21 protein-coding genes and 6 tRNA genes are annotated in these 23,392 nt (G+C 68.9%); 8 read left to right on the top strand and 19 right to left on the bottom strand.

The window, feature by feature from the left end; translation table 11 throughout:
• The first annotated feature begins 44 nt into the window (after positions 1 to 44).
• From AC50YC_RS18355 to AC50YC_RS18340, 4 genes are read left to right on the top strand one after another with little or no spacing between them, the layout of a single operon-like run.
• Positions 45 to 899: an ECF transporter S component gene (locus AC50YC_RS18355; protein WP_494954722.1), complete on the top strand. Its 855-nt coding sequence runs from the start codon at positions 45 to 47 to the stop codon at positions 897 to 899.
• An 18-nt stretch (positions 900 to 917) separates the two neighbouring features.
• Positions 918 to 1,676 (top strand): energy-coupling factor transporter transmembrane component T, encoded by a 759-nt coding sequence (locus tag AC50YC_RS18350; RefSeq protein WP_494954721.1) that lies wholly within the window; start codon positions 918 to 920, stop codon positions 1,674 to 1,676.
• On the top strand, positions 1,673 to 3,205 hold the full coding sequence (locus AC50YC_RS18345) for an ABC transporter ATP-binding protein (RefSeq protein WP_494954720.1): 1,533 nt from the start codon (positions 1,673 to 1,675) through the stop codon (positions 3,203 to 3,205). The genes AC50YC_RS18350 and AC50YC_RS18345 overlap by 4 nt, the downstream gene beginning before the upstream one ends.
• 37 nt (positions 3,206 to 3,242) lie before the next feature.
• Positions 3,243 to 3,947, top strand: coding sequence for a hypothetical protein (locus AC50YC_RS18340; RefSeq protein WP_494954719.1), 705 nt, complete (start codon positions 3,243 to 3,245; stop codon positions 3,945 to 3,947).
• A 239-nt stretch (positions 3,948 to 4,186) separates the two neighbouring features.
• Here AC50YC_RS18340 and AC50YC_RS18335 read toward each other — a convergent pair whose 3' ends face one another.
• From AC50YC_RS18335 to AC50YC_RS18295, 9 genes are all read right to left on the bottom strand, one after another.
• Positions 4,187 to 6,382: a 3-hydroxyacyl-CoA dehydrogenase NAD-binding domain-containing protein gene (locus AC50YC_RS18335; RefSeq protein WP_494954718.1), complete on the bottom strand. Its 2,196-nt coding sequence runs from the start codon at positions 6,380 to 6,382 to the stop codon at positions 4,187 to 4,189.
• Positions 6,379 to 7,692, bottom strand: coding sequence for a thiolase family protein (locus tag AC50YC_RS18330; protein WP_494954717.1), 1,314 nt, complete (start codon positions 7,690 to 7,692; stop codon positions 6,379 to 6,381). Before AC50YC_RS18330 ends, AC50YC_RS18335 begins: the two co-directional genes overlap by 4 nt.
• A 173-nt stretch (positions 7,693 to 7,865) precedes the next feature.
• Positions 7,866 to 9,275 carry an HRDC domain-containing protein gene (locus AC50YC_RS18325; RefSeq protein WP_494954716.1) on the bottom strand — a complete coding sequence of 470 codons (1,410 nt, stop codon included), beginning with the start codon at positions 9,273 to 9,275 and terminating at the stop codon, positions 7,866 to 7,868.
• Between the two features lie 86 nt (positions 9,276 to 9,361).
• The gene (locus AC50YC_RS18320; protein ID WP_494954748.1) at positions 9,362 to 10,012 is read right to left on the bottom strand and encodes a DUF3000 domain-containing protein; all 651 of its coding nucleotides are present in this window, start codon (positions 10,010 to 10,012) and stop codon (positions 9,362 to 9,364) included.
• 102 nt (positions 10,013 to 10,114) lie between these two features.
• Complete coding sequence (locus tag AC50YC_RS18315; RefSeq protein WP_494954747.1) at positions 10,115 to 11,203, bottom strand: threonine aldolase family protein; 1,089 nt, start codon at positions 11,201 to 11,203, stop codon at positions 10,115 to 10,117.
• 63 nt (positions 11,204 to 11,266) lie between these two features.
• On the bottom strand, positions 11,267 to 12,025 hold the full coding sequence (locus AC50YC_RS18310) for an SDR family oxidoreductase (RefSeq protein ID WP_494954715.1): 759 nt from the start codon (positions 12,023 to 12,025) through the stop codon (positions 11,267 to 11,269).
• Entirely contained in the window at positions 12,022 to 13,443 is a 1,422-nt protein-coding gene (locus AC50YC_RS18305; protein WP_494954714.1) for a DUF6421 family protein, read from the bottom strand. The genes AC50YC_RS18310 and AC50YC_RS18305 overlap by 4 nt, the downstream gene beginning before the upstream one ends.
• Before the next feature lie 244 nt (positions 13,444 to 13,687).
• Complete coding sequence (gene msrB, locus AC50YC_RS18300) at positions 13,688 to 14,200, bottom strand: peptide-methionine (R)-S-oxide reductase MsrB (protein WP_494954713.1); 513 nt, start codon at positions 14,198 to 14,200, stop codon at positions 13,688 to 13,690.
• A gap of 14 nt (positions 14,201 to 14,214) precedes the next feature.
• Entirely contained in the window at positions 14,215 to 14,703 is a 489-nt protein-coding gene (locus tag AC50YC_RS18295; protein ID WP_494954712.1) for a hypothetical protein, read from the bottom strand.
• Positions 14,704 to 14,824: 121 nt separating this feature from the next.
• On the opposite strand from AC50YC_RS18295, the gene AC50YC_RS18290 reads away from it, so the two are divergent.
• The gene (locus tag AC50YC_RS18290) at positions 14,825 to 16,210 is read left to right on the top strand and encodes an alpha/beta hydrolase family protein (protein ID WP_494954711.1); all 1,386 of its coding nucleotides are present in this window, start codon (positions 14,825 to 14,827) and stop codon (positions 16,208 to 16,210) included.
• Positions 16,211 to 16,274: 64 nt separating this feature from the next.
• Here the strand turns inward: AC50YC_RS18290 and ybaK are convergent, their stop codons facing one another.
• The 3 genes from ybaK to AC50YC_RS18275 are packed head-to-tail and all read right to left on the bottom strand — an operon-like array spanning position 16,275 to position 18,249.
• Positions 16,275 to 16,772, bottom strand: a complete 498-nt coding sequence (ybaK, locus tag AC50YC_RS18285) for a Cys-tRNA(Pro) deacylase (protein WP_494954710.1) — start codon at positions 16,770 to 16,772, stop codon at positions 16,275 to 16,277.
• 40 nt (positions 16,773 to 16,812) lie between these two features.
• On the bottom strand, positions 16,813 to 17,271 hold the full coding sequence (locus tag AC50YC_RS18280) for a SufE family protein (RefSeq protein ID WP_494954709.1): 459 nt from the start codon (positions 17,269 to 17,271) through the stop codon (positions 16,813 to 16,815).
• 60 nt (positions 17,272 to 17,331) lie between these two features.
• Positions 17,332 to 18,249 (bottom strand): sulfurtransferase, encoded by a 918-nt coding sequence (locus AC50YC_RS18275; RefSeq protein ID WP_494954708.1) that lies wholly within the window; start codon positions 18,247 to 18,249, stop codon positions 17,332 to 17,334.
• 231 nt (positions 18,250 to 18,480) lie between these two features.
• Between AC50YC_RS18275 and zapE the strand changes: the two genes are divergently transcribed.
• Positions 18,481 to 19,518: a cell division protein ZapE gene (gene zapE, locus AC50YC_RS18270; protein ID WP_494954707.1), complete on the top strand. Its 1,038-nt coding sequence runs from the start codon at positions 18,481 to 18,483 to the stop codon at positions 19,516 to 19,518.
• 82 nt (positions 19,519 to 19,600) lie between these two features.
• Here zapE and AC50YC_RS18265 read toward each other — a convergent pair whose 3' ends face one another.
• The 6 genes from AC50YC_RS18265 to AC50YC_RS18240 all read right to left on the bottom strand — a co-directional run bounded on the left by AC50YC_RS18265 (position 19,601) and on the right by AC50YC_RS18240 (position 20,604).
• Positions 19,601 to 19,870, bottom strand: a complete 270-nt coding sequence (locus AC50YC_RS18265; RefSeq protein WP_494954706.1) for an antitoxin — start codon at positions 19,868 to 19,870, stop codon at positions 19,601 to 19,603.
• 189 nt (positions 19,871 to 20,059) lie between these two features.
• Positions 20,060 to 20,134 (bottom strand) — tRNA-Val (locus AC50YC_RS18260).
• 38 nt (positions 20,135 to 20,172) lie between these two features.
• A tRNA-Gly gene (locus AC50YC_RS18255) sits at positions 20,173 to 20,245 on the bottom strand.
• 56 nt (positions 20,246 to 20,301) lie between these two features.
• A tRNA-Val gene (locus AC50YC_RS18250) sits at positions 20,302 to 20,376 on the bottom strand.
• Between the two features lie 39 nt (positions 20,377 to 20,415).
• A tRNA-Cys gene (locus tag AC50YC_RS18245) sits at positions 20,416 to 20,486 on the bottom strand.
• Between the two features lie 45 nt (positions 20,487 to 20,531).
• Positions 20,532 to 20,604, bottom strand: a tRNA-Gly gene (locus tag AC50YC_RS18240).
• Between the two features lie 317 nt (positions 20,605 to 20,921).
• On the opposite strand from AC50YC_RS18240, the gene AC50YC_RS18235 reads away from it, so the two are divergent.
• Positions 20,922 to 20,993, top strand: a tRNA-Val gene (locus AC50YC_RS18235).
• A gap of 106 nt (positions 20,994 to 21,099) precedes the next feature.
• Positions 21,100 to 21,948, top strand: a complete 849-nt coding sequence (locus tag AC50YC_RS18230; protein ID WP_494954705.1) for a cytochrome — start codon at positions 21,100 to 21,102, stop codon at positions 21,946 to 21,948.
• 186 nt (positions 21,949 to 22,134) lie between these two features.
• Here AC50YC_RS18230 and AC50YC_RS18225 read toward each other — a convergent pair whose 3' ends face one another.
• The gene (locus AC50YC_RS18225) at positions 22,135 to 23,349 is read right to left on the bottom strand and encodes an HNH endonuclease (protein WP_494954746.1); all 1,215 of its coding nucleotides are present in this window, start codon (positions 23,347 to 23,349) and stop codon (positions 22,135 to 22,137) included.
• Positions 23,350 to 23,392: the final 43 nt, after the last annotated feature.

Raw genomic sequence — 23,392 nt, 5'->3', positions numbered from 1 at the left:
GTGACATAGGCGGATGTTGCAGCCCCCACCGAAGGACCATCCCCATGTCACAGCAGTCCCTGACCCTCCCTGCCCCCGGCACCGGCCCCGGCGCCGGCTGCGCCGCCGGCACAGCCAAAGGACGGCGCAACCGCCGCCTGCTCGAGCTCGCCGGTGCCGCCGCGATCGCGGCCACCTATGTTTTCCTTGTCCTCACCCAGCCGGCGGACATCGCCAACGGACCGGCCAGCTTCTCCGCGCTCGTGGCCCTCGGCGGATTCCTGCTCGGAGCGGTCCTGCTGATCGCCGCGGCCCTTCCGGTCCTCCCCACCTCCACCCTGGTGCTGATGCCGGTGGCCCTGGTCCTGAACGTGGTCCTGGGCCAGCTCATGGGCACCACCGGGCTGCCGTTCTACTTCGACGCGATCGGCACCGTGCTGATCGCTGTCCTGGCCGGCCCGGCGGCGGGAGCCGCCACGGGCGCCCTGAGCAGCATCGTCTGGTCCTTCTTCAACCCCACCGTGCTGCCCTTCGCGGCCGGGGCGGCGCTGATCGGTTTCCTCGCCGGACTGGCCGCCCGCAGCGGGCTGTTCCGCCGGTTCTACCTGGCACCCGTGGCCGGCTTCGTCACCGGCATCCTCGCCGGCGTCGTCTCCGCCCCGATCGCAGCCTTCGTTTTTGGCGGCACCGCCGGCCTCGGCACCGGTGCAGTCGTCAGCGCCTTCCGCGCCATGGGCGACACCCTGCTTGCAGCCATCACCAAGCAGGCGCTGATCTCGGACCCGATGGACAAGGCCATCGTCTTCGCGATCGCCGCCCTGCTGGTCTACGCGCTGCCGCGCCGCACCACCTTCCAGTTCCCGTTCGTGCGGCGCTTCCGGGTGCTCGCCGGCAAGGGGCCGGGAACGCCCGAAGCCTGAAGCGGACACCCCATGCGCATGACCTCCACTCTCCATCCGCTGACGTCGCTGACGGCGGCCGGCTGCACCGCGGTGGTCACGACGGCGGCAGGGAACTGGCCGCTGTCACTCGCGGTAGCCCTCGCGGCCGTCCTGCTGGCGCTGCGGGCCGGCGCCGGACGGCGGGTCCTGGGGGCGGCCGCCGCGGTGCTGCTGCCCCTGGGCCTGTCCCTGCTGATGCTGCACGGGCTGTTCTTCCCGGAGGGCCGCACCGTCCTGGCGGCCTGGGGGCCCGCCCGTGTCACGGCGGAAGGCCTGGCCTTCGCCTGGGAGGCGGGCACCCGCACGGGCGCCTGCGTGCTGGTGCTGCTGCTCTTCTCCTTCACCGTCAGCGCCCCCGATCTTGTCGCGGCGCTGGCCGCGCGGGGGCTGCCACCGCAGTTCGGCTTCGTCCTGGCCTCCGCCCTCACCCTGCTGCCGGCCATGGCCGGCCGGCTGGAACGCATCAGGGCAGCGCAGGAGGCGCGCGGCCTGGTGCTCCGCGGCGGGGTGCTGTCGCGGATCGCAGCGGTCCGGCTCCAGATGGTCCCCCTGGTGCTGGGCCTCATCGAGGATTCCGGCAGCCGTGCCCAGGCCCTCGAAGCCCGCGGCTTCGGCGGCCCGGGTCCCCGGACCAGCTACCGCGAGGTCGCCGACCCGCCCGCCCAGCGCCGGCTCCGGGCCGTGCTGCTGCTGCTCACCGCGGCAGCCGTGGCGCTCCGGCTCGGGGCCTCCTGGCCGGCGGCGGGGCCCGTATGACAGCCACGTCCCCCGCCGCCACCGCCACCGGGACTGCGGTCGTAACTGACGCCGTGCTGGCCGCCCGGATCGGCAGCTTCAGCTTCCACGGCGAGGCCACCCCCGTGCTGCGCAACGTCCATGTCAGCGTCCGTCCGGGCGTCCTGACAGCGGTCCTCGGCGGTTCCGGGAGCGGCAAGACCACCCTGGGCAAGCTGCTGGCCGGCTGGCACCGGTCCGGACAGTCCGGAACGCTCACCGGTTCGCTCACCCTGGCCGGGGAACCGCTGGAGTTCCTGGGCCGGGAGGACGACCCCCGGATCAATCCGTCCGCCTGGTCCACCCGGGTTGGCTACGTCCCCCAGGACGCTGCCGCCATACTTTCAACGGTCCGCACCACCGTGGCCGAGGAACTCGCCTTCGGCCTGGAAAACGGCGGCACCCCGCGGCCCGACATGCTCCGCGCCGTGGCGGACACCGCGGAGCTCACGGGGCTGGCCTCGCTCCTGGACCGGGATCCCCTTACCCTCTCCGGCGGGGAAATCCGCCGGCTGGCCATGGCCTGCGCCGTCATCCAGGACCCCGGCGTGCTGGTCCTGGACGAACCGCTCGCCTCCCTGGACGCTGCGGGGATCGTCCAGGTCCGGGAGCTCATCAACCGGCTCACCGGAGCCGGGACCGCCGTCGTGCTGCTGAGCCAGTCCGCCGACGGCCTTGCCCGCTCCGCCGGGCACTGGATCATCCTCGACGGCGGCACCGCGACCGCCAGCGGACCGCCCCGGGAACTGATCCGGTCAGCGGAACTGGCCCGGACCGGGACCGTGCTGCACGCGGTCACCCACACCGTGCCCGCCGTCCGGGCCACCGCACCGGCGCCGGCCGCCGCGCCGGTGCTGGAACTGGAGGGCCTCTGTTTCGGCTACCCCGGGACCGGCGACGAAGCGGGGGAGCCGCTGCTGCGGGACCTGCGACTCACGGTGCGGCCGGGGGAGATCGTGGCGATTACCGGCCCGAACGGCGCCGGCAAATCCACGCTGCTGCGCCACCTCAATGGACTGCTGCGGCCGCACACCGGTGAAGTCCGCGTCCAAGGACAGAGCATCGACGGGAAACCGACCGGCCGGATCGCAGCCTCGGTCGGGCTGCTCTTCCAGCATCCCCGGGACCAGCTGTTCGAACGGACGGTGCTGCGGGAGGTCAGCTTCGGCCTCCGGCGGCTGCATGGCAGGGACACCGGCGCCCGGGCGCACGGGGCACTGGAGGCCGTCGGGCTTTCCAGGGACGCCCAAACGCACCCGGCAGAGTTGCCGGCTTCGAAACAGCGGATGCTGGCCCTGGCCACGGTCCTGGCCCGAAGGCCGGCGGTCCTGGCTCTCGACGAGCCCACGGTCGGACTGGACCGGCACGGCCTCGAACGGCTGGACCACGCCGTGGCAGCCGCGGCGGCCCGGGGCGCCGCCGTCATTATGGTCACCCACGATGCCTCCTATGCCCGGGCCACTGCACACCGCGTCCTGGAGCTCGACGGCGGGACCCTGCGGGAGGCCTGACCGGCGAAGTCTGACCGGCGGGGCTCAGGGAGGGCTTGTGACCCTACCGGGCCTCCGCCAGGTGCCCGAGCATGAGGCCATGGGCACCCCGGCAGAGACCACCACAAACGCCAAGAGTCCGGCCGTCCTGGCGGTGTCGTCCCAGCTCTGGCTGGTTCTCGGAGCACTCGGCACCCTCTGGACGCTCACGCGGTTGCTGCTGGTGATGGTCATGGGTGGGATGCTCGAGCCGGAGACGCTGGTCCCTACCCTGGCGCTCTACCTGGCAAACGGGGCTGTGTTCGTGGCGTGCATTGTGTTCTCCCACCTCTTGGGCCGGGGGCGGCAACCGGCGCGCCTGATCCTGACGGCGTATGTGGTGATCCTTCCGGCACTCCTCTACCTCCCTGACCTCCTGGCCGGCCCGCCCCCCGGCGGGATGCCTGAACGGGAGGTGCTGCTCTCTCCCGCAGGCGCCGCCGTTGTGCTTGCGGTCGCCGCAACAGTGCTCATGTGGCTGCCGCCGGTCAACGCGTATATCGCCCGCGGCGGCGCGAGCACGCTGGAAACACCGGACCGCGTGCCGTCAGTCATCACGGCAGCGGGGCGGTCCGGCGCGGAAAGCCGTCCGTCCGGCCCGTCCTCACGGTCATCTCCCTGGCGGGACTCGTCATGGTCGTGCTGGCCACGGTCGCCGCCTATTCGAATCTACCTGCCGGCGGGCCAGGGGCCGCGGCCGGGCTGCCGGCGGCGATCCTCCTGACGATCTTCTCCCAGGGGTGCCGGTCGTCGGCGCGCTGGCCGCTGCGGCGCTCATCTGGATGCCCTCCGCCCGGCGGCACTTCCACCGCGGCGCGGTGGCAGTGCCGGCCGGCACCAGCGGATCCTGACACGGCAGCGCCGCCGCCCGCGCTGGTCAGCGGTGCGGACGACGGCGCCGGTTGCCGGTGCGGGCGCCGATCAGGCGAGGGTCAGCCGCTGATCAGGCACTGCTCACGCCGCTCAGGCGGCCGGTTCGGACGCCACGCCGGGCGCCAGGAACTTCCGGCCGTTGACCCGCTCGGAGGCTCCAACCCGGTCCAGATAGGGGGTGATGCCGCCCAGGAACATCGGCCAGCCCGCCCCAAGGATCATGCAGAGATCGATGTCCTCCGGGCCGGCGACCACGCCTTCTTCCAGCATCAGCCCGATTTCCTCGGCCAGGGCATCCTGCGTGCGGCGCAGCACCTCCTCACCGGTGGAAGGTGCGTCACCGAAGGACATCAGCGCCAGCGTCTCGGCGGAAATGAACGGCTTCCCGTCCAGTCCCTTTTCCGGTGCCCCGTTCTGCACGGCCCAGATGGATTTCACCCCGTTGTCGATGAGCTTCTGCAGGTTCTGCGACACCGGGAAACGGTCCCCGAACGCGGCATGCAGGGACTCCTGGACGTGCTGCGCGACCGGCAGTCCCACCATGGCGCCAAGGACGAACGGCGTCATCGGCAGTCCCATCGGGCGCAGCGCGTTGTCCGCCACCTCAGCGGGGGTGCCTTCATCGAACGCCGCCGTGACTTCGCCCATGAGGCGCAACAGGATGCGGTTGACCACAAACGCGGGGGCGTCCTTCACGAGCACGGCGGACTTCTTCAGTCCCTTGGCGAGCTCGAACGCGGTGGCCAGCACGGCGTCGTCGGTCTTGGGGGCGCGGACGATTTCCAGCAGCGGCATGACGGCCACGGGGTTGAAGAAGTGGAAGCCCACCAGGCGCTCCGGATGCTCCAGGTCTTCGGCCATGGCGGTGACGGACAGCGAGGAGGTGTTGGTGGCGAGGATGCATTCGGCGGAAACGATCGCCTCGACTTCCTTGAAGACCTGCTTCTTGACGTTGAGCTCCTCGAACACCGCCTCGATGACGAAGTCGGCGTCGGCGAAGGCTTCCTTGGACACCGATCCGGTGACGAGCGCCCGGGTCCGGTTGGCGGCGTCCGGGCTGATCCGGCCCTTCTGCAGCAGTTTGTCCACCTCGGCGTGCACGTAGCCCACGCCCTTGTCCACCCGGGCCTGGTCGATGTCCGTCATCACCACGGGCACCTTGAGCTGGCGGGCGAAGAGCAGCGCGAGCTGGCTGGCCATCAGCCCGGCGCCCACGACGCCGATCTTGGTCACCGGTCGGGCCAGCTTGCGGTCCGGGGCACCGGCGGGGCGCTTGGACCGGCGCTGAACGAGGTCAAGGAAGGCGTAGACGGTGGAGCGGAACTCGTCGGTCTGCATCAGGTCCGCGAGCATCTCGCATTCCAGTTCCGCCGACTGGGCCTGGGTCAGCGTGCGGTTGGCCTCCATCACCTCGAGGACCTTGGCCGGCGCCGGCGAGGCGTTGGAGGTTTTGGCCTCCACGAATGACCGGCCCGCGGCGATGGCGCCGGCCCAGCGGGCCGCGACCTCCGGGGTGGAGGGGTCGACGGCGTTGGCGCGTTCCGGGCTCACGGCACCCGCGATGACCTGCGCTGCCCAGGCGACGGACTGCTCGACGAAGTCGGCCGGTTCGAACATGGCATCCGCCATGCCCAGCTTGAACGCCTGCGGCCCGGTCAGCGTCCGGTTGTTGCTCAGCGGGTTCTCGATCATCACCTTGACGGCGTTTTCCGGTCCGATCAGCCGCGGCAGGATGTACACCCCGCCCCAGCCGGGGATGAGCCCGATGAACGCCTCCGGCAGGGCCAGCGCCCCGGCGCCGGTGGACACGGTGCGGTAGGTGGACTGCAGGGCGATCTCCAGGCCGCCACCAAGGGCGAGGCCGTTGATGAAGGCGAAGCTGGGGACACCCAGGTTTGCCAGCGTGGCGTAGACGTCGTGGCCGAGCTGGGCCATCCAGAGGCCGTGTTCGCGGCCGCTGATGGACTTGACCGTGGACAGGTCCGCGCCGGCGACCAGGAAGTAGGGCTTGCCGGTGACGCCGACGCCCACAATCTCGCCGCGGGCGGCACGCTCCTTGAGTCCTTCCAGGACGGTGCCGAGCTCGATCAGGGTTTCCGGGCCCAGGGTGGTGGGCTTGGAGTGGTCCAGGCCGTTGTCCAGCGTGACCAAGGCGAAGGTGCCGGGGCTCTTGCCGTCAGTCGTCTTCCCACCTGCGGCGGGGAGCTCGATGTCCTGGACGTAGGAGTGGGTGACCGTCTCGTTCGGGAAGAGGTCGGCAAGCTTGCGGAAATCGGCGGCGCTCATGCTGCGGCTCCAGTCTCGGTGGTGGTGGCGGGGGCAGTGTCCTGGATAAGGGCAAGGCCGTAGTCGTCGTGGTGCGGGTTCTCCCAAATCACGGTGGCGCCCATGCCCAGGCCGATGCACATCGTGGTCATGCCGAAGCGGACCGTGGGGTCCTCCTCAAACTGGCGCGCCAGCTGGTTCATCAGCCGCACGCCGGAGGATGCGAGGGGGTGCCCGACGGCGATCGCCCCGCCGTAGCGGTTGACCCGGGGGTCGTCGTCGGCGATGCCGAAGTGGTCCAGGAAACTGAGCACCTGGACGGCGAAGGCCTCGTTGATTTCGAACAGGCCGATGTCCGCGATGCCCAACCCGGCGTTCTTGAGTGCCTTTTCCGTGGCCGGGACCGGGCCGATGCCCATGACTTCGGGTTCGACGCCGGCGAAGGCGTAGCTGACCAGGCGCATCTTGACCGGCAGGCCCAGTTCCTCGGCGGCGTCGGCGGAGGCCAGCAGGGCGGCGGTGGCGCCGTCGTTGAGTCCGGCGGCGTTGCCGGCGGTGACCCGGCCGTGGGCGCGGAAAGGGGTCTTCAGCGCGGCGAGGTCATCCACCGAGGTGCCCGGCCGCGGCGGCTCGTCCACCGTGTTTACGGTCCAGCCCTGTCCCGGTTTCATCGTGGCGACGGGCACGAGGTCCGGCTGGATCTGGTCCTTGGCGTAGGCGGCCGCCAGTTTGTCCTGGGAGGCGACGGCGTAGGCGTCGGTGCGGTCCTTGGTGATGGCGGGGAAGCGGTCGTGCAGGTTCTCGGCCGTGTTGCCCATGTTCAGGGCCGCCGGGTCCACGATCCGTTCGGCCATAAAACGCGGATTGGGGTCCGCGCCGGTTCCCATCGGGTGGTTGCCCATGTGTTCCACGCCGCCGGCGATGACGACGTCGTAGGCGCCGAAGCCGATGCCGCTCGCCGTGGTGGTCACAGCCGTCATGGCGCCGGCGCACATCCGGTCGATGGCGAAGCCCGGTACGGTCCGCGGGAGTCCGGCGAGCAGGGCGGCGGTGCGGCCGATGGTCAGGCCCTGGTCGCCGGTTTGTGTCGTCGCCGCGATGGCCACTTCGTCGATCCGACCGGCCGGCAGGGACGGGTTGCGGCGCATCAGTTCGCGGATGCATTTGACCACCAGGTCGTCGGCACGCGTTCCGGCGTAGATGCCCTTCTCGCCGGCGCGGCCGAACGGGGTGCGGACGCCGTCGACAAAGACGACGTCGCGGATGGTGCGGGGATTCGCACTGCTGTTTCTTCCGCTGCTGTGGTTTCCACTGCTGGAGGGCTGGCTCACGTGTTACTCCTCATCGAGACATGGGTGCCGGATCCGTGCCCCGGGCGTAGAAGCCAGGGGCAGCAGGGGACCGGGCGACATCAAACAACATGTTACTCGCCAGTAACATAGCTGGCAAGGAGTCCGGCGGCGCGCCGCCGGGGGAGGAGTTCCGTGCGCCGGAGCAGCCGGGCCTAGTGCGCCGTGTCCGGTGCTGCGGCGGCTGCCGCGCCGGAAGATGTGGCTGAGGCGACTGTGGACGCTACGGATTTGGCTTCCTTGACGGGCAGCGGCTGCGGGTTCTGGAAGGCCTCGGCGATGAGGGGAGCGACGAGCTCGGTCTGCCACTGGCGGGCCCCCAGGTTCGCCAGTTCCTCGGCGATGCCTTCCTCGCTGCACTCGACCGGCGGACGCCAGGAGACGCGGCGGAGGTAGTCCGGCGTCAACAGGTTCTCCACCGGCATGTTCAGCTCTTCGGCCTTGGCCTGCAGCAGCGGCCGGGCGGTGGCGAGCCGGGCGGCGGCCTCCGGGTCCCGGTCAGCCCAGACCCGCGGGGGCGGGGGAGCGTTCGTGGGCAGGTGCAGGGGAGGGAGATCCTCCAGGGCGCGGGCAGTGCTGATGCAGCGCAGCCACCGCGGCGCCTCGCGTTGGGCCGCGCGGCCGTGGAAGCCCTTGGTGCCCAGCAGCTGGGGTACGGTGCCGGGCATGGCCTTGGCGGCGGCGACGAGGGCGGAATCGGGGATGAGCCGGCCGGGAGCGACGTCGCGCTTCTGCGCCAGCGAGTCGCGCTCGAGCCACAGTTCGCGGACCGCGGCGAGCTGGCGCCGGTCGCGGATCTGGTGCAGACCGGAAGTTTTGCGCCACGGGTCGACGCGGGGCGGCGCCTGCCCGGCCTCGAGGATGGCGGCGAATTCCTGCTCGGCGAAGTCCAGCTTGCCGTCGGCGACGAGGAGTTCAATGAGTTCCTCGCGCAGTTCGGTGAGGACCTCGACGTCGAGCGCGGCGTAGCGCAGCCAGGGTTCCGGCAGCGGCCGGGTGGACCAGTCGGCCGCGGAGTGCTCCTTCGCGAGGCCAAAGCCGAGGAGCTGTTCGATCACGGCGGCGAGTCCCACGCGGGGAAGCCCGGCGAGCCGGGCGGCGAGTTCGGTGTCAAAGAGTTTGTCCGGCCACATGCCGAGTTCGGACAGGCAGGGCAGGTCCTGGCTGGCCGCGTGCAGGATCCATTCGACGCCGCGCAGGGCGTCGTTGACGATGCCCAGGTCCCCGAAAGGTTCGGGATCGATCAGCCAGGTGCCGGAACCTTCCCGGCGGATCTGGACCAGGAAGGCGCGCTGGCCGTACCGGAAACCGGAAGCGCGCTCGGCGTCCACCCCCGCGGGACCGTGGCCTGCGGCGAGGGCCGCGGCGCAGCGTTCCAGGCCGGACTGAGTTTCAATGACGAGCGGCACGCCGTCGCGGGGGGCATCGAGGTCGATGATCTCGGGGACCAGGCTGTCGAAGCCGTCCACCGCGATGTGGGCTGTGGTGTCAGCCGCCTCTGTTTTGCTTTGAACTGTGTTGGCGGCCGCGCCCGCGGTGGTGATTTCCGGAATATGAGGGGTCATGATGACTTCAGTTTAGCGACAACACGGTGTTGTGGGCCGCGCCTGCGCCAAAACGAGGCGGGTTTCCCGGGTGTGCGGGTCCCACTTCAGGCCTGTCCGCGGCGCCGGCGCGGCAGCGGCGTGACGCCTTCGGGCAGCGGGGGAAGACCGGCGAAGGTGCAGACCATGTCCGACCAGGCCTCGAGGTGGGAGGTGATGTCGGGCGTGGCCGGAGTCCAGGATGCCCGGAGCTCGATGTCGATCGAATTGGGCCGGTCCACGAGGGTACCGAAGCTTTCGGAAAGCACCCGCGTCGCGGTGCCGCCGGCCGAGCGGTACGGTGCCGCGTGGTTTTCGAGGGCTTCGACCAGCCAGGTCCAGGCGACGGAGCCGAGCATTTCGTCGTTGCCCATTTCCGGCTCCAGCTGGGCGCGGATGTAGGTGACAACCCGGAACTCGCCCTCCCAGACCGCGGAGCCGTCGGGATCGTGCAGCAGGATGAAGCGGCCGGTGGCCAGCTCGACGTCGTCGCTTCCGGAAGCACGTGCCAGGGCCGCGGCCGCAGGGCCGTGGACGGCGCCGGAGGGTGTCGCTTCACCGGGGGCAACAACTTCCGCCCCGAGGGCGACGGCGAACGGGGCCAGCCGCGCGGGCGCCGGGATTTCCTCCAGGCGCAGCTCACTGCGGGTCCGTGCCTGCCGAAGGGTTCCCAAGGCAAAGAGAAAATCTGCCGGAACCTGGTCGAGTGCGTTCACAATGGAAGATTATGCAAGGGCGCCGCCCAAGCCCGGCAGGCTCGCCGCCGCTGCCCTGTCCGGCTTGCGCCGGGCCGGGCGGCGGCGGCTGTCCTGCCGCCAGGGTCAGCCGGCAGCGAGCTCGCGCTTGATGGCGGCGATGAAGGAATCAACGTCGTCCTCGGTGGTGTCGAAGGAGCACATCCAGCGGACCTCGCGGGCCGCTTCGTTCCAGTCGTAGAAACGGAAGGACTCGCGCAGCCGGTCCGCAACACCGGCCGGCAGGATCGCGAACACGCCGTTGGACTCGGTCTTCTGGCTCAGTTCGACGCCGGGGATGGACTCGACGCCGGCCCGCAGCCGGGACGCCATCGCGTTGGCGTGCGAGGCGGAGCGCAGCCACAGGTCGCCCTCGAGCAGGGCAATGAACTGGGCGGACATGAACCGCATCTTGGAGGCCAGCTGCATGTTCATCTTGCGCAGGTAGATCAGCCCCTGGGCTGCGGCCGGGTTCAGTGCCACCACGACCTCGCCGAAGAGCAGGCCGTTCTTGGTGCCGCCGAAGGAGAGGATGTCCACGCCGGCGTCGCGGGTGAAGGCCCGCAGCGGGACGTTCAGGTGGGCGGCGGCGTTGGCCAGCCGGGCGCCGTCCATGTGCAGCTTCATGCCTTTGGAATGGACATGCTCCGCGATGGCCCGGACTTCGTCGGGGGTGTAGCAGGTGCCCAGCTCGGTGGTCTGGGTGATGGACACCGCCAGCGGCTGGGCGCGGTGTTCGTCGCCCCAGCCCCAGGCTTCCTTGTCGATCAGCTCGGGGGTGAGCTTGCCGTCCACGGTAGGGACCTGGAGCAGTTTGATGCCGCCGATCCGCTCCGGGGCGCCGTTCTCGTCCATGTTGATGTGGGCGGTCGACGCGCAGACGACGGCGCCCCAGCGCGGCAGCAAGGACTGCAGCGACAAGACGTTGGCGCCGGTGCCGTTAAAGACCGGGAAGCATTCGATCCCTTCGCCGAAGTGCTCCTCCATCAGCTGCTGCAGCCGGGCGGTGTACTCGTCCTCGCCGTAGGAGACCTGGTGGCCCTCGTTGGCGGCGGCCAGGGCCGCCAGCACCTCGGGGTGGACGCCTGAGTAGTTGTCCGAGGCAAAACCCCGGACGGAGGGGTCGTGGAGCCGCACAGCAGTGCTGGCAGGGGCAGTTTCAATTGTGCTTGTCATCTCTTTGCTCACGCTTTCAGTCTAAGGAGGTCCGGTCCCCGGGGCTAAGCACAGGGTTCAGGCTCAGGGCCTGGACTCCGGGCTGAGCGGCAGCCGCCGGGCGTTCAGCTCCGCCGCGGGGGAGGTGAAGAGCCCGACGGCGGCAGCCGCCAGTTCCTCCACATCGGTGAATCCGGGAAAGTTGCGTTCCGGGGACTTCGCCCGCATGGCCGCGTCCACGAGGGCTTTCACCACGAAGATCACCGCGGCGCTGCGCTGTTCCACGGGGTCCTGCTTAAGGCCCGCCTGACCGCGGTGGAAGCCGTCGGCGACGGCCAGGGTCCAGGCTTCGGCGGCGGCCTTGGCGGCCGCGTAGCTGGCGCCGCCCGCCGTCGGCTTGCCCGCGGCGGTGGAGGAGACCATGGCGAAGCGCCCGGCGGCCGAGGCGGCGAGGTCGTCGTAGAAGACCCGCGTGACGTTCCGCAGCGTCGTGATGGCGCCGCGTTCCAGGAATTCCCAGTCATCGTCGCTCTGGTCCGTGATGCCCTTGGCGCCCCGCCAGCCGCCGACCAGGTGGATGACGCCGTCGACCGACCCGCCCGTTTCGCCCAGCCGGGCATGCACCGTGGTGTACAGCGACCGGACCTCCGCGAGGTCCGCGAGGTCGCACACCAGCGGCGTGACGCCGCTGCCGGCCTCTGCGGCGGCACCCTCAATCCGGGGCTGGTCTGAGCCCACGGTGAAGACAGTGTGCCCGGCGTTTCGCAGGGCGCGGGCGGCGGCGATCCCCGAAGGGCCGCTGCCGCCCGTGACCACAACGTTCAGGGGGCGTCCGGCAATCATCCGGCGTTCATGACGGTCGTTGCCGCGCCGGCTGCTGCGCGGGCGGGGGAGCCCGTGTCGGATGTGCCGGTGATGCCGGCCGTGGACTCGATGACGGGGCGCATCTTCTTCTCGAGTGCCTCGTAGAACATCGAGAGCGGGAACTCGTCGTCGAGCACCTGGTCGGTGAGGCCGCGCGGCGGGCCTGCCAGCGGCAGCGCGTCCGGACCCTTGGCCCAGACGGAGGCCGGGTTGGGCGTAACGGTGCCGGAGATCAGCTGATAGGCGGCCAGCCAGTGCGCCATCTTGGGCCGATCGATCGAGCGCCAGTAGAGTTCCTCGATCCTGGCACCGAGTTCAACCACGACGTCGGCGGCCCCGTCCCAGTCGATGCTGAGCTTGCTGTCGGTCCAGTGCAGGACATGGTGCTGGTGCATCCAGGCGAAAAGCAGCTGGCCGCCGAGGCCGTCGTAGTTGCGGACCCGGCTGCCGGTGATGGCGAAGCGGAAGATCCGGTCGAAGATGACGGCGTACTGGACCAGCTTGGCGTGCCGGCGGGCCTCGGGAGCGGCGTCCTCGTCCTTTTCAATCTTCACGGACTCGCGGAAGGCGGTCAGGTCGCAGCGCAGTTCCTCGAGGGAGTAGAGGAAGTACGGCATGCGCTGCTTGATCATGAACGGATCGAAGGGCAGGTCGCCGCGCATGTGGGTGCGGTCGTGGATGAGGTCCCACATAACGAAGGTTTCCTGGGTCAGCTCCTGGTCCTCGAGCAGGCTGGCGGCGTCTGCCGGCAGCTGCAGCGAGGTGATGTCCGCGGCGGCGCGGAGCACACGGCGGAAACGGGCCGCCTCGCGGTCGGCGAAGATGGCGCCCCAGGTGAAGGTGGGGGTTTCGCGGACGGCGACGGTTTCCGGGAACAGCACCGCGGAGTTGGTGTTGTAGCCGGGGGTGAAGTCGAGGAACCGGATCGGGACGAAGAGCTTGTTGGAGTATTCGCCCTCCTCCAGGCCGGCGATGAACTCGGGCCAGATGACCTCGATCAGCACGGCCTCGACCAGGCGGTTGCTGCTGCCGTTCTGGGTGTACATCGGGAAGACCACGAGGTGCCGCAGGCCGTTCACCCGGTGCTGCTGCGGCTGGAACGCCTGCAGGGAGTCCAGGAAGTCGGGAACGCCGAAGCCGCCGTCAGCCCAGCGGCCGAAATCCGCCATCAGCAGGGTGAGGTAGTCGGCGTCGTGCGGAAAGGCCGGAGCCAGGGCCTCGATGGCCGCCGAGATCGTGCGGACATACCCGGCGGCCGCCTCGTGGTTGGCGGTCTCCGGAACGGAGCCGTCCTGAACCTGGAGTGCCTGCAAGGCGGTGGCGGCAACCTTGAGCTGCAGCCATTCCGGGGAGCTGGCCGAGATCGGGGCAGTGGTGGTGATAGCGGTGGTGGTCATCAGCGGGCGCCTTTCTGTGTGCTGGGAGCGTCGCTCGTCAGTGATTAAAACGAGCGTAGCAAGCAAACAGGAACCCTAATGCAAAATCTGCCTGAGCATAAGAAAGTCTGTGGCAAGTGGGTTGCGCGGCCCGGGCCAGCTCCAGCGCCGGCAGGGCTGGCCCCCGCAATGCAGAGGACCCCCGCCGGCGCCGCTGTTGCGGCTCCAGACGGGGGTCCTCGCTGTGATTCAGCCCGGCGCCAGGCTACTGGCCGGCGTCGTCCGTCGAGACCAGCTTCAGTGAGACGGAATTGATGCAGTAGCGCTGGTCAGTCGGGGTTCCGTAGCCCTCGCCCTCGAAGACGTGGCCCAGATGCGAATCACAGTTGCCACAACGGACTTCCACGCGTTCCATCCCCAGGGTGCGGTCGTGGATGTACCTGACCGTGCCTTCCGCGAGCGGGGCCCAGAAGGAGGGCCACCCGCAGTGCGAGTCGAACTTTTCCTGGCTGGTGAACAGTTCCGTGCCGCAGGCACGGCACTGGTACACCCCCGCGGTGTGGGTATCCCAGTACTCGCCGGTGTAGGGCCGCTCGGTGCCGGCCTGGCGGAGCACGCGGTACTCCTCCGGGGTCAGTTCCTGGCGCCACTGCTCGTCGGTCTTTTCAGCCGGCGAGGTGCCAAGCGGTGCGGCCTGGCGTTCTGTGGCGCCGTCGGCATCGGACCCGGTGGGGGCGGCGACGGGCGTGACTTTGGGCCTGTTACTAAAGATGCTCATAGCCTCAACAACGCTCAGGAGTCCCCGATAAATCCCGATCCGGCGTACAGATGCAGGACCGGCAGGCCCAGCTTGTCCTGGGCCTTGGTGGCCCAGTCAGTGTGGAAGGTATCCGCGACGGCGTGCGGGCGGGTGATCACCACGGCCTGCCCGGCGCCGAGTTCCTTCACCTTGGCGACCATGCCGTCGACGGCCTTGCCGTCGACGATTTCGCCGGTGACCCCGCCGCCGAGTCCGGCCAGGGCCGCGAGGGAAGCGGCAAGGGTTTCAGCGGCTTCGGCGCGTTCCCCGGCCGGGTCGGAGTGTGCCGTCAGTTCACGGAAAGCCTTGGAGATTTCCAGCAGGGACAGGTTCTCCAGGAAATCCACCAGGAGGTGCCGCTCCGTGCTGGCCGGAACCAGGACCACCAGCGGTGCATCACCCCCGGCGAGCAGGGTTTCGATGTTGACGCGGTCGTCCGCGCCCAGGGGCTCTTCTGTCAGGATGACGATTGGATCACTCATGCCCCCCAGCCTAGTCGCGCGCCGGTGGGCCCGCACGGATTGGAGCCCGTGTGCCCGCCGCCGGTGGCCCCTGACGCCCGCGGATGCCACTCTGGGCGGTGAGTTCGGTAAGAATGGTGCCATGGCTTCTTCCTCACGCCTCCTGCCGGACCCGCAGCTGATCCCCACCGTCCGTGGAAAAGCTGCCCGCGCCGTCGCGGACTCCGCCAGCGAAGTTTCGGTCCCGGGCAGTGCCAAGTGGGCCCTGGGCGGCATCATCGGCGGCAGCGCCGCGGCCGGGCTGCTCGCTGCCGGTTCTTCCGCCCTAGCCCTCTACTTCGCCCGCCGCGTGATCACGCCCGCCCGGGTTCGCGAAGAGGACCAGGAGGTTCTCGCAGTGATCCGGGGCGGGCACCGGCTGCAGGTCATCCTTGCCGCCACGCCCGAAGCGACGGTCGAGGGCGTCTACGGATTGTTCTTTGACGGCGGCCGGGGACACGCCCGGATCGGCCGGATCGTCTCCTATTCGCCGGCAGAGCGCACCGTGCAGCGCGAAGTCGAGGCCGTCTACAGCGGCGACCTCAGCGCGACGCGCCGCGGATACTGGAGCGGAGCCGCCCACCCGAATCCTGCCAGCATCGGCCTGCCGTCGGAAGACGTGGACATCGACGTCGACGGCGGGACCGCCCCGGCGTGGCTGGTCCGGGCACCGCAGGAATCCGGCATCTGGGCGATCATGGTGCACGGCCGCGGCGCGAGCCGGCAGGAATGCCTGCGGGCGGTCCGGACGGCGCGGGAACTGGGCATGTCCAGCCTGCTGATCACCTACCGCAACGACGGCCTGGCGCCCTCGGCGCAGGACGGACGCTACGGACTGGGCTCCACCGAGTGGCGCGACGTTGAGGCAGCCATCGGATTTGCCCTGGAACAGGGCGCCCGTGAAGTGGTGCTCTTTGGCTGGTCCATGGGCGGCGCCATCTGCCTCCAGACCGCCGACTTGTCGCGTTATCACCACCTGATCCGGGCCATGGTGCTTGACGCCCCGGTCATCAACTGGGTGAACGTGCTGGCACACCACGCCGAGCTCAACCGGATCCCGTCCGCGGTGGGCCGGTACGGGCAGCTGATGATGAGCCACAGGCTGGGCCGGCGGCTGACCGGCCTCGCCGCCCCGGTGGACCTGAAGGCCATGGATTGGGTGTCCCGTGCGGTTGAACTGCGGACGCCCACGCTGATCATCCACAGCGTGGATGACGAATACGTGCCGTATGGCCCGTCCGCTGCCCTGGCCGAGAAGAACCCCGAGATGGTCACCTTTGAGATGTTCGACGGCGCAAGGCATACCAAGGAATGGAACGTGGATCCGGAGCGCTGGGAGCGGCTGGTGGCGGCCTGGCTGGGGCAGCAGCTTGCGCCCCGCCCGAATCCGGGCCAGCAGGATCCGGAGGCACCTGCTCCGGAGGCACCTGCTTTGGAGGCACCTGACCTCGGGGAACCGACGCCCGAGGCGCCCGTTTCTCCGAGCTGACACGCCACGGCGGCTTTCGTCGATAGCGTTGCTGTGCGGCATTTCCCGGTGCGTCGGGACCCGGTTAGTTCCTGCCGGTGCCGATCCGCGCCGTGTGCGCCGCTGTGAGGCGGATCAGTTCGGCCGGGCTCAGTTCGATGTCCAGTCCGCGCCGCCCGCCCGACACCAGGATGGTGTCCAGGCCCAGGGCACTGTCATCCACAACTGTGGGGGAGGGCTGCCGCTGTCCCAGCGGTGAGATGCCGCCCAGCACGTAGCCGGTGCGGCGCTCTGCGGCTGCCGGGTCCGCCATGGTGGCCTTTTTGCCGCCCAGTGCGGCCGCCATCGCCTTGAGGTCCAGGTTCCCGCTCACGGGCACGACGCCGACGGCAAGCCGGCCGTCGACGTCGACCATCAGGGTTTTGAACACCCGGGCCGGATCGACGCCGAGCACCTCCGCGGCCTCCAGTCCGTAGCTGGCGGCCGCCGGGTCATGGCTGTAGGGGTGGGCAACGAAAGGAACCCCGGCGGCCGCCAGTGCTGCGGTGGCCGGGGTTCCCTGCGAAGCCTGCCTGCGTGCCATTCTGCCTGAGTGCTTGGGTGCTTGGGTGTCCGGGTGGCGGTCAGGACTGCTGCGGGAGGGCAGCAACCTTGCGCTTGATCCGCCCCAGCATGGCGGTCATCCCGCGCATCCGCAGCGGAGTGATGGCCCGGGTGAGGCCCAGCAGTTCCGGCATGTCGTCCGGAACGGCCAGGATCTCTGCCGGGCTCAGCCCGTCGAGGCCCTCGTGCAGCACGCTCGCGAAGCCGCGCGTGGTGGGAGCTTCGGCCGGTGCCTTGAAGTAGAGCCGGACGGTGTCGGCAGCGCCGCCGTCGGACTGTTCCGTTTCGATGGTCAGGAACAGCGGCGACTGGCACTCGACCACCTGCTCCATCAGCTCCGGGTGGTCCTTGAGCCGGTCCGGGAGCTCCGGGAGTTCACGGGAGAACTCGAGCAGCAGCTGGAGCCGTTCGGGTTCGGTGACGGCTTGGAAGTCGTCAACAATTTCCGCCAGTGCGGTGGGGAGGGCAGCAGTATTCATCTCTTCCAGCTTACGCACGCGCGGCGATTGTGTCCCGCCCGGGGCCCGGTGGCGGCCGGCCTACCTGGCGGCCGGGACCGTGCCGCGTTCGGTGCCCTTGACGATCGGGACGCGGACGGCGTTGCCCCATTCGGTCCAGGACCCGTCGTAGTTGCGGACCGAGTCGAAGCCCAGCAGGTACTTGAGGGCGAACCAGGTGTGGCTGGAACGCTCGCCGATGCGGCAGTACGCCACGACGTCGTCGCCTGCCTTCAGCCCGGCCTCGCCCAGGTACAGCGCCTCAAGTTCGGGGCGGGACCGGTAAGTGCCGTCCTCGGCGGCCGCCCGGGCCCACGGGATGGAGGCCGCGGTGGGGATGTGTCCGCCGCGCAGGGCGCCTTCCTCGGGGTAGGCGGGCATGTGCGTGCGCTGGCCGGTGTACTCCTCGGTGGAGCGGACATCGATGAGCGGCTTGCCGAAGTGGGCCAGCACGTCTTCCTTGAAGGCGCGGATCGGGGCGTCGTCGCGCTCGACGACGGGGTACTCGCCGGGGCTGATCACGGGCTTGTCCGTGGTGAGGGCGCGGCCTTCCGCGATCCACTTGTCCCGGCCGCCGTCGAGCAGCCGGACGTCCTCATGGCCGAAGAGCTCGAAAACCCACAGGGCGTAGGCCGCCCACCAGTTGGATTTGTCGCCATATATGACGACGGTGCTGTCGCGGGAGATCCCCTTGGCCGCGGCGAGGGCGGCGAATGCTGCGCCGTCGACGTAGTCGCGGGTGACCTCATCATTCAGGTCCGTGTGCCAGTCGACCTTCACGGCGCCCGGGATGTGGCCCATCTCGTAGAGCAGCACGTCCTCGTCGGACTCCACCACTACGAGCTTGCCGTCGGAGAGCGCGCCGGTGACGATCGCGGCGGCCAGCCAGTCGGTGGACACAAGCCGTTCGGGGTGGGCGTAGGCGGCGAACTTCTCGTTCTGCTCAACGGGGTAGGGCATTGTGATGGCCTTTCACTGAAACGGTCAGGAGTCCGGGCCATGGAAGGATCGAGCGCGGCGCCGGGCCTTCTCCAACACTAGCCACGCCCCGCCGGGATTGCCCCACCCGGTTCACACTCGGAAATATGGTCTTGGTCACGTGATGTCCACCCGCCCCACGTGTGCCGACGGGCGGGCCCGCGCATTGCCGGTATTCTTTCTGGGGACAAGAGACCAGCAGAACGGACCACCTTGGTACAGATCGAACAGCTCGCCGCCCGCACCCCGGCAGTTTCAGTGGATGAACTCCTCAACGGGTTTTATCCGTCGCCGCGCTTCGGTGAGGTTTCGTTTTCCAGCTACCGGCCGGATCCGGCGCAGCCCAGCCAGGCCACCGCGGTCAGGGCGCTGGAGGGATTTGCGGCCAACGTTGGTGCGCGCGACAGCGACGGGCTCTTCAAGCGCCTCTTCGGCAAGAAGGACATGTCCCGCGCCGGGATTTACCTCGACGGCGGCTTCGGCGTCGGCAAGACCCACCTGCTCGCCTCGCTGTGGCACGCCGCCCCCGGACCCAAGGCATTTGGCACCTTCGTCGAATACACCAACCTTGTCGGGGCGCTGTCCTTCCGCAAGACGGTCGAGGCCCTGAGCCACTACAAGCTGGTCTGCATCGACGAATTCGAGCTCGATGATCCGGGCGACACGGTGCTGATGTCCCGCCTCATGCGCGAACTGGCCGACGCCGGCGTCAAGCTCGCGGCCACCTCCAACACCCTGCCGGGTTCCCTGGGCGACGGCCGGTTTGCCGCCGTCGACTTCGCCCGGGAAATCCAGGTGCTGGCGGACCAGTTCGACGTGGTCCGGATCGACGGCGAGGACTTCCGCCACCGCGGCCTGCCCGCCGCGCCGCAGCCGCTGCCGAACGAGCAGCTGACGCACCACATGCAGAATGAGTTCCATGGCAAGACCGTGGCCCGCGACGAGTTCAGTACCCTGATCAACCACCTGGCCGGGGTCCACCCGAGCCGTTACCGCCAGATGCTTGACGGGATCGAGGGTGTGGTCTGGAAGAACGTCCACACCATCACCGAACAGGCCGTGGCGCTGCGTTTCGTGGTGCTCGCGGACCGGCTTTACGACAAAGACGTGCCCATCCTGGCCAGCGGTGTGCCGTTCGACCAGCTCTTCACCGAGGAAATGATGACCGGCGGGTACATGAAGAAGTACTTCCGCGCCGTCTCCAGGCTCACCGCCCTGGCCCGCGAAGGCCAGAACCACGAACCCTCCTGACGGCCGCCGTTAAGCGCTGTTAAACGCCGGAGGTGCCGGCGCCACCTCTCGGCGGGACCGGCACCTCGCTGACGTATCTGGGTCAGAGGCCAGGCTGGCGGGGTTCCCCGGGAACGGGGGGCTCTCCGGCAACGGGATTCTGCTGGGCGACCGGCGGCGTACTCGGCCGGTCGTTCGCCTTGTCCACGAAGTCGGAAGCGCCTCGCTGCGCGGCATCGATCTTGTGGGCGTGCTTTCCGCCGGTCTTGGTGTCGACGAAATCGCCGGCCTTTTCGATGCCGTTCTTGATGGCTTGTTCGTTGCCACCAATCACTTTCTGAGCCTTGCCCTTTAGATCGTCAAGTAAACCCACGGGCACCTCCCTTCGGTCGCGGAGCCAGATCGCTCCTTGCGCTTACCACCCTAGCGGGAGGTACCGGGGGTGCCAAGGGTGTCCGCCCACAGGGTAAAAGGGGCCTGGTCGGGTGCACAGGGTATATCGGCCCGCAGGGGCCGAGGGGGCAGAGCACAAAAAAGAGCAGCCCCGGGGGAGCTGCTCTTGTGGTGGGCGATACTGGGATCGAACCAGTGACCTCTTCCGTGTCAGGGAAGCGCGCTACCGCTGCGCCAATCGCCCGCAACCGGAAGAATCCGGAGTGGAGTTGTCATGAAGAGAGCGGACGACGAGATTCGAACTCGCGACATCCACCTTGGCAAGGTGGTGCTCTACCAGCTGAGCTACGTCCGCATTTTAGTCCATGCCGGCGGGGCCGGTGGTACTGCATCAAGCAAGTTGCCTTACTTTGGTGGGCGATACTGGGATCGAACCAGTGACCTCTTCCGTGTCAGGGAAGCGCGCTACCGCTGCGCCAATCGCCCCTTGCATCCGACCGAAACCGGAAACCAGGGTTTTCACCGAGGTGGGTACGGGATTCGAACCCGTGTATACGGCTTTGCAGGCCGCTGCCTCGCCTCTCGGCCAACCCACCGTGTAGATAGGATTCCGAAGAACCTTACCGTGACAGTGTCCTGCGAGCGGACGACGAGATTCGAACTCGCGACATCCACCTTGGCAAGGTGGTGCTCTACCAGCTGAGCTACGTCCGCATTATTGTCTGCAATTCCCCGCCGCAATCGGCATTTCCTCGCGTTCCAACGAGTAAGAACTCTATAGGAGGTTCAGGGAACTTACAAATCGAGACGACGACGGCGGGCGCCCTGACCGCTGCATCCTTGAGTTCTAGCGGTTCTTGATAATTACAGCTCTGTAATTAGTCCTGGTTTTCGGGGCAGCTTCCGGACCGCCCCGGGCGCCTGCTGCGGCTCTCCGGCACCCCAGTGGAGGACGCATTCGGGGACATACGCAGAATGCAGGGCTCCGATTTCTAAATTCCGCCGGGGTGGGCTAGCATTCAATGGCATTGGGGCGATTGGCGCAGTGGTAGCGCGCTTCGTTCACACCGAAGAGGTCACTGGTTCGAACCCAGTATCGCCCACCCAAGAAATGGTCCGTTCCGCTCACCGAGCGGGGCGGACCATTGTTGTTAGCGCAGCCGGCCCGCTGTTTGCCCCATTGTCAGAGCCCCGTGAAAGAGTCTTGCCATGACCGCCCCACTTCTTGCCCACGCCACGGACTACGGCCGGATGTATGCCCGGTCCACCTCGGAGCAGTTCTCCGTGCCGTCCATCACCACGGTGATCGGCCAGCAGCCCCACGGCCTGGACGGCTGGTTTGGGTACATGGGCGCCAACAGCCTCGCCCAGGATCCGACCCTGCCCGGCATTCTGGGCAGCCCGGCCAAGGTGCGCCAGGCGGTGAGCCGCGCGGCCAAGGCCGCGGAGACCTACCGCGACGACGCCGCGAAGCGCGGGGATCGGGTGCACAACTACTGCGAACAGGTGGCCCTGCGTGCCCTGGGCCGTCCGCACCAGATGAAGGAAACCCGCGAAGCCCTCGCCGCTAACGGTGAGGAAGGGTTCGCGGCCCGCTTCGACGAGTGGTGGGAACTGTTCCAGGTGGAGCCGATCGCCCCGGAAATTACCGTCTGGAACAAGACCGTCGGCTACGCCGGCACCCTGGATCTTGTTGCCAAGATCAACGGCCGGACCTGCCTCATTGACTACAAGACCAAGGGCACCAGCCGTGACGGCACCGTCAAACCGCTGGATGACAAGGTGGTCATGCAGCTCGTGGCCGGCATGAAGGCCGAGGAAAGCCTCGTGGACCCGGTGGCGGGGGAGTGGGAAGCCTGGCAGCACGGTGAATCGCCGATCCTGCTTGCGGTTGCGATCGGTGAGACGGAAGTCCGCCCCTTGCGCGCCAACCCGGAGGTCTTGAAACACCACTGGTGGAAGTTCTGCGCGCTGCGGCGAGTCTGGGAAATGTCCGCCGACACCTCTGCCGCCGGAACGGCGCTGTTCCCGCTGGCACCGCCGCCTATCAACCGGTAGTCCCAACTCGGCCGACGCCGACGCCGACGCCGACGTCACCGACCCTGCCAGCCGCACCCGCCGGCCGGTGGCGTCGTCGGCGTGTATCCGTGCCGGTGACGGCATCGGTCAATAGCTGCGCTGTCCTGCAGGCTCCCCGACTGCGGCGTCACTCGCCACCGCAGTGTTGCGGCCGAGCTGGACCCGTCAGGCTGCGGTGCGGAGGTCTGCGGGGCGGAAGTAGTAGTTGCGTCGGGGTTTTTGGCGTGGGTCGAGGTGTGGGGGCGGGATGAACCAGGGGATGCCGGTGCGGACCTGGATGGTCCAGTGTTCTTTGTGAATCACGTGGTGGTGATGGGAACAGAGAAGTACGCCCTTCTCTGTTCCGGTCGTGCCGCCGCGGGACCAGTAGTCGATGTGGTGCGCTTCGCACCAGGGCGCGGGGATGGTGCAGCCGGGGAACGCGCAGCCCTGGTCGCGGGCGGTGAGTGCTTTGCGGATGTGCGGCGGGAAGACCCGTGAGGTGCGGCCGATGTCCAGGATCCGGCCTTCGCTGCCGAGCAGGACGGGGATGATGTCCGCGTCGCAGGCGATCTTCCGGACCGTGGAGGCGGTGACGGGTCCGGTGAAGGTCAGGTTTCCGGTGTGCTCCGTCGTGGCTCCCGGGCGGAAGGGACCGCCGGCGGTGCTTTGGACGTCCCCGTCCCCGTCGCCGGCCCCGTCGATGTGTCCGAGCCGGGCGAGCAGGTCGCGGTAGTCGATGGTGACCATGACCTGGGGCCGGAGTCCTCCGGCCGCGGGCAGAGTGCCGGCGGCGAGGGCGACCTTGGCGGCGCCGACGAGGCCGTCGAGGTGTTTCTGCGGGCGCGTGCGCAGGTCAAGGGGTACGTCCGCTGCAGTACCGGACTGTCCGGCGCCGTCCGCTGCGGCAGCATCCGATTCGAGAGGAGCCGCCATGGCATCCGGGCCCTCCGCGGGGTCCCCAGGGAGTCCGCTGGTGCGGGGGTTGGTGGCGGTATTCATGACGGTGAGGAGGTGTTCGAACTGTTCGGCGGTCGCGAAGATCTCCAGGTGCTGGAGGCCGTGGCGGGGTTTGCGGATGAAGGCGCCCTGGAGCTGGCGCAGGAGTTCCTCGGAGGGCTCGGCGCCGTCCTGATCCAGTNAATCAGGGTCGTTCTCCGCCGCGGTGCGCGTCAGCGCGTGCTCCATCCCGGCGGTCGCCTCGGCATCGCAGACGTGCCGGACACGGTCCAGCGCCAAAGTAATGATCGTCGCGGCCCGGGACGCGACCTCGCCGGCAGCGACCGCTGAGCCGAGTTCCCCGTGGACCGGCGGCAGGGGCTCACCGGTGAATCCCTGGCGCGGCAGAAGACATTCGGCCAGGGACAACCGGCGCCGGGCCTCGGCGGCGCTGATCCGCAACCGCGCCCGCAGGAACTCCGTGGTGTTCCGGTACCCGTCATCC

This window comes from Pseudarthrobacter sp. MDT1-56, from assembly GCF_059383555.1.
Note: the sequence above shows the minus strand (reverse complement) of the source record. Positions and strands in the feature narration are given on the sequence as shown.

Bases quoted from the DNA above. Each gene is read 5' to 3' on its own strand.
- AC50YC_RS18355 (WP_494954722.1), top strand. From the start codon at position 45: ATGTCACAGCAGTCCCTGACCCTCCCTGCCCCCGGCACCGGCCCCGGC.
- AC50YC_RS18350 (WP_494954721.1), top strand. From the start codon at position 918: ATGACCTCCACTCTCCATCCGCTGACGTCGCTGACGGCGGCCGGCTGC.
- AC50YC_RS18345 (WP_494954720.1), top strand. From the start codon at position 1,673: ATGACAGCCACGTCCCCCGCCGCCACCGCCACCGGGACTGCGGTCGTA.
- AC50YC_RS18335 (WP_494954718.1), bottom strand. From the start codon at position 6,382: ATGAGCGCCGCCGATTTCCGCAAGCTTGCCGACCTCTTCCCGAACGAG.
- AC50YC_RS18325 (WP_494954716.1), bottom strand. From the start codon at position 9,275: ATGACCCCTCATATTCCGGAAATCACCACCGCGGGCGCGGCCGCCAAC.
- AC50YC_RS18315 (WP_494954747.1), bottom strand. From the start codon at position 11,203: ATGACAAGCACAATTGAAACTGCCCCTGCCAGCACTGCTGTGCGGCTC.
- AC50YC_RS18310 (WP_494954715.1), bottom strand. From the start codon at position 12,025: ATGATTGCCGGACGCCCCCTGAACGTTGTGGTCACGGGCGGCAGCGGC.
- AC50YC_RS18305 (WP_494954714.1), bottom strand. From the start codon at position 13,443: ATGACCACCACCGCTATCACCACCACTGCCCCGATCTCGGCCAGCTCC.
- msrB (WP_494954713.1), bottom strand. From the start codon at position 14,200: ATGAGCATCTTTAGTAACAGGCCCAAAGTCACGCCCGTCGCCGCCCCC.
- AC50YC_RS18295 (WP_494954712.1), bottom strand. From the start codon at position 14,703: ATGAGTGATCCAATCGTCATCCTGACAGAAGAGCCCCTGGGCGCGGAC.
- AC50YC_RS18290 (WP_494954711.1), top strand. From the start codon at position 14,825: ATGGCTTCTTCCTCACGCCTCCTGCCGGACCCGCAGCTGATCCCCACC.
- ybaK (WP_494954710.1), bottom strand. From the start codon at position 16,772: ATGGCACGCAGGCAGGCTTCGCAGGGAACCCCGGCCACCGCAGCACTG.
- AC50YC_RS18280 (WP_494954709.1), bottom strand. From the start codon at position 17,271: ATGAATACTGCTGCCCTCCCCACCGCACTGGCGGAAATTGTTGACGAC.
- AC50YC_RS18275 (WP_494954708.1), bottom strand. From the start codon at position 18,249: ATGCCCTACCCCGTTGAGCAGAACGAGAAGTTCGCCGCCTACGCCCAC.
- AC50YC_RS18230 (WP_494954705.1), top strand. From the start codon at position 21,100: ATGACCGCCCCACTTCTTGCCCACGCCACGGACTACGGCCGGATGTAT.